Consider the following 14,153-nt stretch of genomic DNA (forward strand, 5'->3'; position numbering starts at 1 on the left):
TTTTCCTGCCGGCTGAAGCCGGCACCAAGTTTGCGCGAATGAGGACAAGTGTTATGGGTAAGAATGTCGTAGTCCTGGGCACCCAATGGGGTGATGAGGGCAAAGGCAAGATCGTTGATCTGCTGACCGAACATGCTGCCGCCGTAGTGCGCTACCAGGGTGGCCACAACGCCGGTCACACTCTGGTGATCGATGGTGAAAAAACCGTCTTGCACCTGATCCCGTCGGGCGTGCTGCGCGAAGGCGTGCAGTGCCTGATCGGCAACGGCGTGGTGGTTGCACCCGACGCCCTGCTGCGCGAGATCACCAAGCTGGAAGAGAAAGGCGTACCGGTGCGCGAGCGCCTGCGCATCAGCCCTTCCTGCCCGTTGATCCTGTCCTTCCACGTGGCACTGGACCAGGCCCGTGAAAAGGCCCGCGGCGAGCTGAAGATCGGTACGACCGGTCGCGGCATCGGCCCGGCTTACGAAGACAAGGTTGCACGTCGCGGCCTGCGTGTTGGCGATCTGCTCAACATGCCGCGCTTTGAAGACAAGCTGCGTGAACTGGTGGACTACCACAACTTCATGCTGGTCGGTTACTACAAAGAGCCTGCCATCGAGTTCGAAAAGACGCTGGCCGAGTGCAAGGAATACGCCGAGCTGCTCAAGCCGCTGATGCTGGACGTGACTGCCGAGCTGCACGACCTGCGTCGCGCCGGCAAAGACATCATGTTCGAAGGCGCCCAGGGTTCGTTGCTCGACATCGACCACGGTACCTATCCGTACGTGACCAGCTCCAACACCACCGCGGGTGGCGTGGCGACCGGTTCGGGCGTTGGCCCGATGTTCCTGGACTACATCCTGGGCATCACCAAGGCTTACACCACTCGCGTAGGTTCGGGCCCATTCCCGACCGAGCTGTTCGACGAAGTCGGCGCGCACCTGGCCAAGCAAGGTCACGAGTTCGGCGCTACCACCGGCCGTGCCCGTCGTTGCGGCTGGTTCGACGCCGTTATCCTGCGTCGCGCTATCGATGTGAACAGCATCTCCGGCATCTGCCTGACCAAGCTGGACGTACTCGACGGCCTGGAAACCATCAACATCTGCACCGGCTACAAAGATGCACAAGGCAACGCCGTTGCTCCAACTGACGCTGACAGCTACGTAGGCCTGCAGCCTGTGTACGAAGAAGTGCCGGGCTGGACCGAATCGACCGTGGGTGCCAAAACCCTGGAAGAGCTGCCGGCCAACGCTCGTGCCTACATCAAACGCGTTGAAGAGTTGATCGGCGCGCCGATCGACATTATTTCGACGGGTCCGGATCGCAACGAAACCATCGTTCTGCGTCATCCGTTCGCTTGATAAGTCGTTGATGTAAAAACACAAAGGCCCCTTCATCGGGGCCTTTGTCGTTTATGCCTGTTGGACGGCATGACCTTTGCTGTGATTCTGTCTACAAGAGTGCCATCAAATTAATGGCGTCAGAAGTAGAGGGATTCAAAGTGTCAGCCGTTCTCTCACTGTTACAAAGCCGTCTGTTGCGGCCTGTGTTCGTTACCCTTGGTATCGCCCTTTTGGTGCAAGTGCTGGTGGCCGTCGCCCTGACGCGGAGCACCGTCACCGCGCTGGAAGCCGATCTCGGCTCTCGTCTGGGCGCCGACAGCCAGAAGTTGTCCGGTGAACTGGAGCAGGCCGGGCGCGAAGTCACGTCGAGCCTCGACAATCTCTCCTCGAGTACCCGTCAGCGTCTTACCGCCGGTCTTTCCTCGCGTCTGAAGGAAGAGCAGGCGCAACTGCGTGCGACTCTGGAAAAAGACCTGAAGGATTCGGCCAATGACATGGCCCAGTTGCTGGCCTCGGTGGCGCCTCGCGCCATGTGGGACAGCGACGTGCCGACCTTGTCCGAGTTCGCCCGCCGGGCCCAGCGCAATCCCAACGTGCTGTTCGTGGTGTATGACGACGCCACCGGCCAGCATCTGACCCGCTACCTCAACCGCGAAAACCCGATCAACAAGGCCCTTTTGGAAAAAGGCCAGGGTGAGCGGGCGCTGGATAAAGTGCTGGATGCGGCGAAGAACGATCCGTCGGTCTACTACCTCGAAGCCTCGATCAACCCCAATGGCGTGGAAATCGGCAAGGTGCTGATGGGTGTCTCGACTGCTTCGGTCGAAACCGATCTGGCGGCGCTCGATCAGCGCTTCACGGCGTTGATTGCCAGCAGCGATCAACTGGTCGGTGACAGCCTCAAAGGCGCTGCTGCCGACAGCGCCACCGCCATGCGCGCGCGCCTGCAATCGGCGCAATCCACGGCTGCCGAAATGAAGGCCAACACCACCAGTACAGTGCAGGACGCAGCAGCAACTCTGCGCTGGCGTATCGGCATGGGCCTGGCGCTGGTCGGTGCCGGGGTGCTGTTGCTGCTGGCGGTGGTGCTCGGTCATCGAGTGGTCAATCGCCTGAAGATGCTCAACGCCGCCATGGATGATCTGGCAGCAGGTGAGGGCGATCTGACCAAACGCGTGCAGATCAACAGCAAGGACGAAATCGGCGACATGGCGTCGGCGGTCAACCGCTTTGTGGACAAGTTGCAGCCGATCGTGCGCGAGGCCGGGGATGTGGCTCAGCGTACCGGTGTGGAAATCGGTGCGATGACCTTGCGCAATGCCGGTGCCGATGCGGCGGCCGGGATGCAGCGTGATGAAGTGGCCGAAAGTCTGCGGGCCCTGTCGCAAATGGCCGATGAAGCTCAATCGGAAAGCCATGCGATGCAGGCTGCGTTGAAGCAGGTGGTGGATATTCGCCAGGCCACCGACGAGAACACTCGCACTTCGGCCAAGGTCGGCAGCCTGATCGAGGCGCTGGCGGGGCAGGTCGATACCGGGGCGAAAGTCATCGAGCGGCTGGCGCAGCAGAGCGAGCAGATCGAAGTGGTGCTGACCGTGATTCACGGCATCGCCGAGCAGACCAACCTGCTGGCGCTCAACGCGGCCATCGAAGCGGCCCGGGCCGGCGAGACCGGTCGCGGGTTTGCAGTGGTGGCGGATGAAGTCCGCGCGTTGGCGAGCAAGACCCAAAGCTCCACGGGCGACATTCAGGCGCATATCGTGGCGCTGCAGCAGGGTGCCCGTGAGGCGGTCGAGGCGATCGGTCAGGCCGGGCGTCAGGCCAGCGAAGGTTTGCTGGTGCTGCGTGACAGCGCACGGTTGCAGCAATCGGTGCAGGCGTCGGTCGAGCAGGTGCATGCGGCGATTGGCCTGGCGACTCAGGCAGCGGCGCATCATGCGCAAGGCGCGCAGGCCGTGCGTGGGCGGGTCGAGACGATTCATGCCCAGGCCGAGAAAGCCGCTCAGGCGGTGGTCGAGACCACGGCCAGCGGCAAGGTGCTGGATGGTCTGGCGGCGCAGCTCAAGGCGAGTCTTGGGCAGTTCCGGGCCTGATCTCGCGGGCAAAAAAAATCGCAGCCTCGGCTGCGATTTTTTTATCGGCTCAAATACATCCGGGTCGTCAGCAGATACACCGGCAATCCGGACACCACAATCAACAACGCCGCATAGGGCGCTGCGGCTGCGAACTCGACATTCGCGGTGTGCGCCCAGACTTCGGTCGCTAATGTGTTGAGCCCCGTCGGACTCAACAGCAGTGTCGCCGTCAGTTCTTTCATGGCATCCAGAAACACCAGAGCGAACGCCGCACCCAGTGCCGGGAAGATGATCGGCAGGGTCACTCGACAGAACGCCGTGAATGAAGAAGCGCCCAACGTGCGGGCTGCTTCTTCGAGTTGCGGTGCGGCCTTGTTCAGCGCCGTGCGGATCGGCGCCTGAGCCAGTGGCAGAAACAGCAGTGCATAAGCGATCAGCAACAGCGCGGAGGTCTGATACAGCGCCGGCACGTAATGCAGGGCGAAATACACCAGCGTCAATGCGATCACCAATCCCGGCAGGGCGTGCAGTAGATAGGGCAGGCGCTCGGCCCAGATCGCCAGTTGGCCTTTGTAGCGCACCACCAGCAATCCGACCGGCACCGCCAGCACCAGGCACAATCCCGCGCCACCCAGCGACAGCGCCAGTGACGACAGCAATGCTTCGGTGATTGCTGCCACCGGGAAGGCTGCTGACGACCCCACGGCGAGCCAGTAGGCCAGCATGCCCAGCGGAATCCCGCTGCCGACAATCGCCAGCATCAGGCAATACAGCTGACCGGCAATCGCCCAAGGCCCGAGTCGCACTTGTTCAGCCCGACGCGCCGCGCCCTGGCCAGTGCGCACATGACGGCCCTTGCCGCGCACGCGCAACTCCAGCCACAACAGCATCAGGCACAGCGCCAGCAACACTGCCGACAGCATTGCCGCGTTGGCATTGCTGAATTCCAGTTCGAATTGCTGATAGATCGCGGTGGTGAAGGTTTGCAGGCCGATGATCGACAGTGCGCCGAATTCCACCAGCATGTGCAATGCGATCAGCAATGAGCCGGCCAGCAGCGAAGGCCAGAGCAGGGGCAGGGTGACGCGGAAAAACACGCCCCAGCGATTCTGTCCCAGTGTGCGAGCCGACTCTTCAAGGGAGGGATCAAGATTGCGCAGTGTGGCGGCCACTGGCAGAAAGATCAGCGGGTACTTCGACAGGCTCATCACAAGAATCGCCCCGCCGAGTCCTTCGAACTGCGCGCTGAGCGAAACCCAGGTGAAGCTGCTGACAAATGCCGGCACCGCGAACGGCAGGCAAAGAATCACGCCCCACAGCCGTCGGCCTGGCAGATTGCTGCGCTCCAGCAACCACGCCAGCGACAGGCCGATCACGCCACAGGTCACGGTTACGCCAACCATCAGCGCCAGCGTGTTGCGCAGCAGGCTGAACACATACGGGCGCCACAGCAAGTGCAGCGCCTCGGACCAGCCTGCTTGCCAGGCTTTGAGCCCGACGTAGGCCAGCGGCAACAGGCTCATGACCACCAGCAACAACACCGGCAGCACCAGCCAGATCGACGGCCGCTTGCGCCGTGGCACGTAACCCCCGCGTGTAGCGGGGGCGGATAACGATGCGGTCATCAGTTCAGGCCAACTTCGCGTTCCAGCTCCAAAGCTTCTTCGGCATTACCGAGATCGGCCGGCGTGACGTCCGGCGCTTCCAGTTCACTGAAAGGTTTGAGGCCGCGATCCGATTCCATGCCTTTATGCAGCGGGTATTCGGCGGTGGTCTGGGTGATCACGCGCTGGCCTTCTTCGCTGGCCATGTAGGCGAGGAATTGCTGGGCTTCTTTTGGATGTTTGCTGGATTTCAGCACGGCTGCGCTGGACACGGTGATCAGGCCGCCAACGTCACCGCCGGTGAAGTAATGCAGTTTCGAATCAAGCTGGCCTTTTTCCCGTTGCAGGGCGAACCAGTAATAGTTGTTCACCAGCACGGTGGCGACTTCGCCGTTTTCCACAGCCTTGAGGGCGACCATGTTGTTGCTGTAGGTCTTGCCGAAGGCGCGCAGACCGGTCAGCCATTCTTCGGCGGCTTCGCGGCCGTGTTTCTTGATGATGGCGACAGCCTGTTCCTGGAACGCGCCGCTGGTCGGTACGAAACCGACCTTGCCTTGCCACTGCGGGTCGGCGAAATCCAGTACCGATTTCGGCAGGTCCTTTTCATCGACCAGTTTCGGGTTGAAGGCCACTACACGAACCCTGGCGGTGACGCCGATCCAGGTGCCGTTACCGGCGACGTATTCTTTCGGCAGAACGGCGAGGGTCGCGTCGTCGGCCTTGGCCAGCAGGCCTTGCTCGCCGAGGTTGTTCAGCGGCGGGGATTCTTCGGTGTAGATGACGTCGGCGGGGGAGCGGTCGCCTTCTTCGATGATCTGGCTGGCCAGCTGATTGCTGCTGCCCTTGCGGACATTGACGTGAATGCCGGTCTTGGCTTCGAAGGCTTTGGCGATCGCGTCGCCGACTTCCTTGTGTTGACCGTTGTAGAGAGTCAGGGAAACCGCGTCGGCAGCCTGGGTGAGGGGAGTGGCGAGTGCCAGGCCGAGCAGGGTGAAGGTCAAGCCGCGGCGCAGGGTATTTCGAAACATCATTCGCAGGGTTCCTCACTGTCGCATTGCAAAAACTTGCAACAATGATAAACGATATTGTTTCTCAAGTGCGCCTTGCGGGGAGGGAGTTGGTCTGGTAGGCGTTGGGGCTCAGACTTTTCCAGCCCCCGAAAACGCAAAAACCCGCTTTCGCGGGTTTTTGTGAGATTCAAGATCGTGACCTTGAATTTGAATTGGTGCCCAGAAGAAGACTCGAACTTCCACGACCGTAAGGTCACCAGCACCTGAAGCTGGCGTGTCTACCAATTTCACCATCTGGGCTTCATCTTCAGCGTTGCCGCTGTTGATGTGGCGCACTATACGGAGCGCCTTTTGATCTGTAAACCCCTGATTTGATTTTAATAAATCATTTTCAGAAAAAAGGCGGGGCGCAGAATGCAAAAAACCCGCTTTCGCGGGTTTTTGTGTGAGTCTTGAAACTGATCTAGTCTCAAACTCGAAATTGGTGCCCAGGAGAAGACTCGAACTTCCACGACCGTAAGGTCACCAGCACCTGAAGCTGGCGTGTCTACCAATTTCACCACCTGGGCATCTCGTCAACGTGTGTACGTCGTCGATGGCGCGCACTATACGGAGCGCCTTTTTAACTGTAAACCCCTGCCAGCAAAAAAAATGATTTTTTTTACCAGCGGTGTTCAAAACGCCCTCCAAGCGTCGATACAAGGCTCCAGACGCGTCTTATATAGTCGGAAATTTCCCGTTTGATGGCGCCTATGCCAAACTAACCCGCATATAGACAAGGTGAAAACTCTCTAATGGCCGATTGGCAGTCCCTCGATCCCGAGGCCGCTCGTGAAGCGGAAAAATATGAAAACCCTATTCCCAGCCGCGAACTGATCCTTCAGCACCTTGCTGATCGGGGTTCGCCTGCTGCCCGCGAGCAACTGGTCGAAGAGTTTGGTCTGACCACAGAAGACCAGATCGAAGCCCTGCGCCGCCGCCTGCGCGCCATGGAGCGCGACGCTCAACTGATCTACACCCGCCGTGGCACGTATGCGCCGGTGGACAAGCTCGACCTGATCCTCGGTCGCATCAGCGGTCACCGCGACGGCTTCGGCTTCCTGGTGCCGGATGACGGCTCCGACGACCTGTTCATGAGCCCGGCGCAAATGCGTCTGGTGTTCGACGGCGACCGTGCCCTGGCCCGTGTCTCCGGCCTGGACCGTCGCGGTCGTCGCGAAGGCGTGATCGTCGAAGTGGTGTCCCGTGCCCACGAAAGCATCGTCGGCCGCTACTTCGAAGAAGGCGGTATCGGCTTCGTCGTCGCGGACAACCCGAAGATCCAGCAGGAAGTGCTGGTGACGCCGGGCCGTAACGCCAACGCCCAGATCGGTCAGTTCGTCGAGGTGAAAATCACCCACTGGCCGACCCCGCGCTTCCAGCCGCAAGGTGACGTGATCGAAGTCGTCGGCAACTACATGGCGCCGGGCATGGAAATCGATGTCGCCCTGCGCACCTACGACATTCCGCACGTCTGGCCTGAAGCCGTGCTGAAGGAAGCCGGCAAGCTCAAGCCGGAAGTCGAAGAGAAAGACAAAGAGAAGCGCGTCGACCTGCGCCATCTGCCGTTCGTCACCATCGACGGCGAAGATGCCCGCGACTTCGACGACGCGGTTTACTGCGAAGCCAAGCCCGGCAAGCTGCGCCTGTTTTCCGGCGGCTGGAAGTTGTACGTGGCGATTGCCGACGTTTCCAGCTACGTGAAGATCGGTTCGGCTCTGGACAATGAAGCCCAGGTGCGCGGCAACTCGGTGTACTTCCCCGAGCGCGTGGTGCCGATGCTGCCGGAGCAGCTCTCCAACGGCCTGTGCTCGCTGAATCCACATGTCGATCGTCTGGCCATGGTTTGCGAGATGACCATCTCCAAGTCCGGCGAAATGACCGACTACTGCTTCTATGAAGCGGTGATCCATTCCCACGCTCGTCTGACCTACAACAAGGTCAGTGCGATGCTGGAAACGCCGAAAGCCACCGAAGGTCGCAAGTTGCGCGGTGAATACACCGACGTCTTGCCGCACCTCAAACAGCTCTACGCGCTGTACAAGGTATTGCTGGCTGCCCGTCACGTGCGTGGCGCGATCGATTTCGAAACGCAGGAAACCCGGATCATCTTCGGTTCCGAGCGCAAGATTGCCGAAATCCGTCCGACCACCCGTAACGATGCACACAAGCTGATCGAGGAATGCATGCTGGCGGCCAACGTGGCCACTGCCGAGTTCCTGAAAAAGCACGAAATCCCTGCGTTGTACCGCGTCCACGATGGCCCGCCACCGGAGCGTCTGGAAAAACTGCGCGCGTTCCTCGGTGAGCTCGGTCTGTCCCTGCACAAAGGCAAGGATGGTCCATCGCCGAAGGATTATCAGGCCCTGTTGGCCAGCATCAAGGACCGTCCGGATTTCCACCTGATCCAGACCGTGATGCTGCGTTCCCTGAGCCAGGCGGTGTACAGCGCCCAGAACGAAGGCCACTTCGGCCTGAATTACGAAGCCTATACCCACTTCACCTCGCCGATCCGTCGTTACCCGGACCTGCTCACGCACCGGGCGATCCGCAGCGTGATCCATTCGAAACAGGATACTCCGCACGTTCGTCGTGCCGGGGCGATGACCATTCCGAAGGCGCGCATCTATCCGTACGACGAAGCAGCGCTGGAGCAACTCGGCGAGCAGTGCTCGATGAGCGAGCGCCGTGCCGATGAAGCGACCCGCGACGTAGTGAACTGGCTCAAGTGCGAGTTCATGAAAGACCGCGTGGGCGAATCGTTCCCGGGCGTGATCACCGCCGTGACCGGTTTCGGCCTGTTCGTCGAGCTGACCGATATCTACGTCGAAGGTCTGGTGCACGTTACGGCGCTGCCGGGCGACTACTACCACTTCGACCCTGTGCATCACCGCCTGGCGGGCGAGCGCACCGGTCGCAGCTTCCGTCTTGGCGATACCGTTGAAGTGCGCGTGATGCGCGTCGATCTCGACGAGCGCAAGATCGACTTCGAAATGGCTGAAAAAACCATCAGCGCGCCGATCGGCCGCAAGAAGCGTGGCGCCGAAACGACTGCTCCTGCAGCCAAGGTTGTGGAAGAAAAAGCTCCGGCAAAATCCACCGGCCGTCGTCCGGCCAAGGAAAAGGTTGCCGAGGCTTATCGCCCGAGCGACGCCGTGGCGAAAAACGCCGAGCTGCGCAAAAGCCGTGAAATGAAGAAGGCCTTGCTGGCCGACGCCAAAAACGGTGGTAAAGCGGCGTCCGGGGGAAAGACCGGACGGTCGGCGCCTGAAAAGGCCTCCGGCGGCAAGCCAGCCAAACCGAGCAAACACCGTAAAGGCCCGCCGAAAGCGGGTTCCGCTCCAGCCAAAAGTGGCGGGGCGCGTAAACCGAAGGCGAAGTCATGAGTCAGTTGGAAAAAATCTACGGCGTTCACGCGGTAGAAGCGTTGCTGCGTCACCACCCTAAACGCGTCAAGCAGATCTGGCTGGCTGAAAGCCGCAACGATCCGCGCGTGCAGACGCTGATCGAGCTGGCCAACGAAAACCGGGTTCAGATCGGTCAGGCCGAGCGCCGTGAAATGGATGCCTGGGTCGAAGGCGTGCACCAGGGCGTGGTGGCGGACGTCAGTCCGAGCCAGGTCTGGGGCGAAGCGATGCTCGACGAGCTGCTCGATCGCACCGAAGGCGCACCGCTGTTGCTGGTGCTCGACGGCGTGACCGACCCGCACAACCTTGGCGCCTGCCTGCGTTCGGCGGATGCTGCCGGTGCGCTGGCGGTCATCGTGCCAAAAGACAAGTCGGCCACCCTGACCCCTGTGGTGCGTAAAGTGGCTTGCGGCGCGGCGGAAGTGATTCCGCTGGTGGCCGTCACCAACCTTGCGCGCACCCTGGAAAAGCTTCAGCAGCGTGGGTTGTGGATTGTCGGCACGGCGGGTGAGGCCGAGGTCAGCATCTATGACCAGGACCTGACCGGCCCGACCATCCTGATCATGGGCGCAGAAGGCAAAGGCATGCGTCGCCTGACCCGCGAGCATTGCGATTACCTGGTACACCTGCCGATGGCTGGTAGCGTCAGCAGTCTCAACGTCTCGGTTGCGACCGGCGTGTGCCTGTTCGAAGCCCAGCGCCAACGCGGTGCGAAGGCCAAGGCAGCTGCCAAAAAAGCTTAAGCATCACGCCTTTCAAAATGTGGGAGCGAGCCTGCTCGCGAAGCGGAGTTACATTCAGCATCATTGTTGGATGTTAAGCCGCCATCGCGAGCTGGCTCGCTCCCACAGTGCTTTGTGGGGTGACCCGGATTGGTGACTGTTCAAATAATCACCAATTGCCTTGCACCTCTTCAGTCCCTTCTCTACAATTGCGCCCCTTGCTGTGGCGGCAGGCATGCATGTGCCCCGCGCCAGCAAGTCCATAAGTGTCATTCACTCCTTGTCTGACCGTTTTTGAGCGGCAGGCTACAACCCGTAAGGAGCATTCATGCGTCATTACGAAATCATCTTTCTGGTCCACCCTGACCAGAGCGAGCAAGTCGGCGGCATGGTTGAGCGTTACACCAAGCTGATCGAAGAAGACGGCGGCAAAATCCACCGTCTGGAAGACTGGGGCCGTCGTCAACTGGCCTACGCAATCAACAATGTTCACAAGGCTCACTACGTGATGCTGAACGTTGAGTGCACCGGCAAGGCCCTGGCCGAGCTGGAAGACAACTTCCGCTACAACGATGCTGTGATCCGTAACCTGGTCATCCGTCGCGACGAAGCCGTTACCGGCCAGTCCGAGATGCTCAAGGCTGAAGAAAACCGCAGTGAGCGCCGTGAGCGTCGCGAACGTCCTGAGCACGATGGCAGCGCCGATGGCGATGACAGCGATAGCGACAGCGACAACAGCGATAACGCTGACGAGTAATCCACGGACCTTTTAAGGAGCCTATCAAATGGCACGTTTCTTCCGTCGTCGTAAATTCTGCCGCTTCACCGCTGAAGACGTGAAGGAGATCGATTACAAAGATCTCAACACTCTGAAAGCCTACGTATCCGAGACCGGCAAAATCGTTCCAAGCCGCATCACCGGTACCAAAGCTCGTTATCAGCGTCAGCTGGCCACCGCTATCAAGCGCGCCCGCTTCCTGGCCCTGCTGGCCTACACCGACAGCCACGGCCGCTGAGACCGGGCAGTCGACAAGTAGCAAAGGATTGAATGCATGCGTGCCTTAGCTGAGTTCATCATGCGCGGCCGCATGCAGGCCACTCTCGTAGTGGCCGGGTGTGCAACATTGCCGTTGTTGTATTGGTTGGGTGCTGCCGCCGGGAGCCTGGTGCTTCTGCGGCGCGGATTGACCGACGCCCTGGGCGTCGTGTCGCTGGGACTGCTGCCGGCATTGATATGGTGGTTGTATGCCGATGACCCACGGGCACTTCTGGTGCTGCTGGGGTCTTCGGGGCTTGCGCTGGTGTTGCGCGCAAGCGAGTCCTGGGTCCGCACGCTGCTGGTCAGCGTAGCCATGGGGCTGGTGTTTTCAGTGGTGCTCGGGGCGGCGTTTGCGCCCCAGATCGAGATGCTGGCGCAGGCCTTGGTAAAGGTCATGCCCGCGCTTCTCGGTGATGCCTACCAACAATTGTCGGTAGACGAGCAGGCGCGTTTCGCGTCGCTGATCGCACCGGTCCTGACCGGCCTGATTGCGGCCTTGTTGCAGATCGTCAGCGTGCTGAGCCTGATTGTCGGGCGTTACTGGCAGGCGTTGTTGTACAACCCGGGTGGTTTTGGTCGCGAGTTTCGCGCCATCCGGATCCCGCTGGGACCGGCGATGTTACTGCTGGCGTTGATGCTTCTGGGCCCGAATCTCGGTGCACAGATGGCCATGTTGACGCCGTTGTGCAGTGTACCGCTGGTGTTCGCCGGGCTGGCCCTGATTCACGGGCTGGTGGCGCAAAGGCGACTGGCCGGTTTCTGGCTGGTGGGGTTGTACGTGACGCTGTTGCTGTTCATGCAGCTGATCTATCCGTTGCTCGTGGTTCTGGCCATTGTCGACAGCCTGATTGATTTTCGCGGTCGGGTGTCGAAAGACACCGATAACGCGAACGGTGAAGGTTAAAAGTTAAGAGGATTTCCACATGCAACTGATCCTTCTGGAAAAAATCGCCAACCTGGGCAACCTGGGCGACAAAGTAAACGTTAAGGCCGGTTACGGCCGTAACTACCTGCTGCCTTTCGGCAAAGCCACCGCTGCGACCGCTGCCAACCTGGCTGCGTTCGAAGAGCGTCGCGCTGAGCTGGAAAAAGCCGCCGCAGACCGTAAAGCATCGGCTGAAAGCCGTGCTGCCCAACTGGCCGAGCTGGAAGTGACCATCACTGCCACCGCTGGCGACGAAGGCAAGCTGTTCGGTTCGATCGGTACTCACGACATCGCTGACGCACTGACCGCCTCCGGCGTTGAAGTTGCGAAAAGCGAAGTTCGTCTGCCGAACGGCACCATCCGCAACGTGGGTGAATTCGACGTGGCTGTGCACCTGCACGCCGAAGTTGAAGCCACCGTACGCGTTGTCGTGGTAGCAGCTTAAGCAACACCCTGATCGACTGGCGGCTTGTCCGTCAGACGGTTAACATCGGGCACGATCCTGTTTACAGGTCGTGCCCTTTGTCTTTCTGCACTCCCTGCTTTTCCTGATTAAAAAGTGGCCATGAACGAAATCTCCGCTCCCGAGCAATACGATCTGCAAACCGCCGCGCTGAAGGTGCCGCCGCATTCCATCGAGGCCGAACAGGCCGTGCTCGGTGGTCTGATGCTGGACAACAACGCATGGGAACGTGTGCTCGATCAAGTCTCCGACGGCGATTTCTACCGACATGACCACCGTCTGATTTTCCGTGCGATCGCCAAACTGGCCGATCAGAACCTGCCGATCGACGTCGTGACCCTTGCCGAGCAACTGGACAAGGAAGGTCAGACCTCGCAGGTCGGCGGCCTCGGTTACCTTGGCGAGCTGGCGAAAAACACGCCGTCCGTCGCCAACATCAAGGCCTATGCGCAGATCGTCCGCCAGCGTGCGACGTTGCGTCAGCTGATCGGTATCAGCACCGAAATTGCCGACAGCGCCTTCAACCCCGAAGGCCGCACCGCCGAGGAAATCCTCGACGAAGCCGAGCGGCAGATTTTCGCGATTGCCGAGGCCCGGCCAAAAACCGGCGGTCCGGTGGGCGTGAATGACCTGTTGACCAAGGCCATCGACCGCATCGACACCCTGTTCAACACCGCCGACTCGATCACCGGCCTGTCCACCGGCTACACCGACCTCGACGAGAAGACCAGCGGCCTGCAACCGGCCGACTTGATCATCGTCGCCGGCCGTCCGTCGATGGGTAAGACCACCTTCGCGATGAACCTGGTGGAAAACGCCGTACTGCGCAGCGACAAGGTGGTGCTGGTGTACTCCCTCGAGATGCCAGGTGAATCGCTGATCATGCGTATGCTGTCGTCCCTCGGTCGTATCGACCAGACCAAGGTGCGTTCCGGCCAGCTGGAAGACGACGACTGGCCGCGCCTGACCTCGGCGGTCAACCTGCTCAACGACCGCAAGCTGTTCATCGATGACACCGCCGGCATCAGCCCGTCGGAGATGCGTGCCCGGACCCGGCGTCTGGTGCGCGAGCACGGCGACATCGGCCTGATCATGATCGACTACCTGCAGCTGATGCAGATCCCCGGCTCCAGCGGTGACAACCGGACCAACGAGATTTCCGAGATCTCCCGATCCCTGAAAGCCCTGGCCAAGGAATTCAACTGCCCGGTAGTCGCCCTGTCGCAGCTCAACCGTTCCCTGGAACAACGTCCCAACAAGCGTCCGGTGAACTCCGACTTGCGGGAATCCGGAGCGATCGAGCAGGACGCCGACGTGATCATGTTCGTGTACCGGGACGAGGTGTATCACCCGGAAACCGAACACAAGGGCATCGCCGAAATCATCATCGGCAAGCAGCGGAACGGCCCGATCGGCTTCATCCGCCTGGCCTTCATTGGCAAGTACACCCGCTTCGAAAACCTCGCGCCGGGCAGCTATAACTTCGACGACGACGAGTAAGTCTGTCGTCGTCTGAAAGCCCCTGATATTTCCGACCACAGCCG

Annotated in this window: 11 protein-coding genes, 2 tRNA genes and 1 pseudogene; 10 read left to right on the forward strand and 4 right to left on the reverse strand. The window is 60.4% G+C overall.

What is annotated here, in order from left to right:
• Nucleotides 1-53: 53 nt before the first annotated feature.
• From CAF74_RS12050 to CAF74_RS29650, 3 genes and pseudogenes are all read left to right on the forward strand, one after another.
• Nucleotides 54-1,343, forward strand: a complete 1,290-nt coding sequence (locus CAF74_RS12050) for an adenylosuccinate synthase (protein WP_085711159.1) — start codon at nucleotides 54-56, stop codon at nucleotides 1,341-1,343.
• A gap of 1,115 nt (nucleotides 1,344-2,458) precedes the next feature.
• Nucleotides 2,459-2,512: pseudogene (locus CAF74_RS29645) on the forward strand (hypothetical protein); the annotation flags it as partial.
• A gap of 201 nt (nucleotides 2,513-2,713) precedes the next feature.
• Nucleotides 2,714-3,418: a methyl-accepting chemotaxis protein gene (locus CAF74_RS29650; RefSeq protein ID WP_371857335.1), complete on the forward strand. Its 705-nt coding sequence runs from the start codon at nucleotides 2,714-2,716 to the stop codon at nucleotides 3,416-3,418.
• Between the two features lie 41 nt (nucleotides 3,419-3,459).
• Here the strand turns inward: CAF74_RS29650 and CAF74_RS12060 are convergent, their stop codons facing one another.
• The 4 genes from CAF74_RS12060 to CAF74_RS12075 all read right to left on the reverse strand — a co-directional run bounded on the left by CAF74_RS12060 (nucleotide 3,460) and on the right by CAF74_RS12075 (nucleotide 6,583).
• The gene (locus CAF74_RS12060; RefSeq protein WP_085746510.1) at nucleotides 3,460-5,025 is read right to left on the reverse strand and encodes an iron ABC transporter permease; all 1,566 of its coding nucleotides are present in this window, start codon (nucleotides 5,023-5,025) and stop codon (nucleotides 3,460-3,462) included.
• Nucleotides 5,025-6,035: an extracellular solute-binding protein gene (locus CAF74_RS12065; protein WP_085746511.1), complete on the reverse strand. Its 1,011-nt coding sequence runs from the start codon at nucleotides 6,033-6,035 to the stop codon at nucleotides 5,025-5,027. The genes CAF74_RS12060 and CAF74_RS12065 overlap by 1 nt, the downstream gene beginning before the upstream one ends.
• Nucleotides 6,036-6,227: 192 nt before the next feature.
• Nucleotides 6,228-6,314: transfer RNA gene (locus CAF74_RS12070), tRNA-Leu, on the reverse strand.
• 182 nt (nucleotides 6,315-6,496) lie between these two features.
• Nucleotides 6,497-6,583: transfer RNA gene (locus tag CAF74_RS12075), tRNA-Leu, on the reverse strand.
• A 225-nt stretch (nucleotides 6,584-6,808) separates the two neighbouring features.
• Between CAF74_RS12075 and rnr the strand changes: the two genes are divergently transcribed.
• The 7 genes from rnr to dnaB all read left to right on the forward strand — a co-directional run bounded on the left by rnr (nucleotide 6,809) and on the right by dnaB (nucleotide 14,109).
• Nucleotides 6,809-9,439: a ribonuclease R gene (rnr, locus tag CAF74_RS12080; RefSeq protein WP_085746512.1), complete on the forward strand. Its 2,631-nt coding sequence runs from the start codon at nucleotides 6,809-6,811 to the stop codon at nucleotides 9,437-9,439.
• Nucleotides 9,436-10,203, forward strand: coding sequence for a 23S rRNA (guanosine(2251)-2'-O)-methyltransferase RlmB (gene rlmB / locus CAF74_RS12085; protein WP_007950704.1), 768 nt, complete (start codon nucleotides 9,436-9,438; stop codon nucleotides 10,201-10,203). The genes rnr and rlmB overlap by 4 nt, the downstream gene beginning before the upstream one ends.
• 307 nt (nucleotides 10,204-10,510) lie before the next feature.
• The gene (rpsF, locus tag CAF74_RS12090; protein ID WP_007950702.1) at nucleotides 10,511-10,939 is read left to right on the forward strand and encodes a 30S ribosomal protein S6; all 429 of its coding nucleotides are present in this window, start codon (nucleotides 10,511-10,513) and stop codon (nucleotides 10,937-10,939) included.
• Between the two features lie 28 nt (nucleotides 10,940-10,967).
• On the forward strand, nucleotides 10,968-11,198 hold the full coding sequence (rpsR, locus tag CAF74_RS12095) for a 30S ribosomal protein S18 (RefSeq protein WP_002551829.1): 231 nt from the start codon (nucleotides 10,968-10,970) through the stop codon (nucleotides 11,196-11,198).
• 36 nt (nucleotides 11,199-11,234) lie between these two features.
• A complete protein-coding gene (locus tag CAF74_RS12100; protein WP_039766674.1) occupies nucleotides 11,235-12,125 on the forward strand; it encodes a hypothetical protein in 891 nt (296 codons plus the stop codon).
• A 19-nt stretch (nucleotides 12,126-12,144) separates the two neighbouring features.
• Entirely contained in the window at nucleotides 12,145-12,591 is a 447-nt protein-coding gene (gene rplI / locus CAF74_RS12105; RefSeq protein ID WP_003186385.1) for a 50S ribosomal protein L9, read from the forward strand.
• A 120-nt stretch (nucleotides 12,592-12,711) separates the two neighbouring features.
• On the forward strand, nucleotides 12,712-14,109 hold the full coding sequence (dnaB, locus tag CAF74_RS12110; RefSeq protein WP_011332193.1) for a replicative DNA helicase: 1,398 nt from the start codon (nucleotides 12,712-12,714) through the stop codon (nucleotides 14,107-14,109).
• The last annotated feature ends 44 nt before the right edge of the window (nucleotides 14,110-14,153 follow it).

The organism is Pseudomonas sp. R45(2017), from assembly GCF_002112305.1.
Classification (GTDB): domain Bacteria; phylum Pseudomonadota; class Gammaproteobacteria; order Pseudomonadales; family Pseudomonadaceae; genus Aquipseudomonas; species Aquipseudomonas paraglycinae.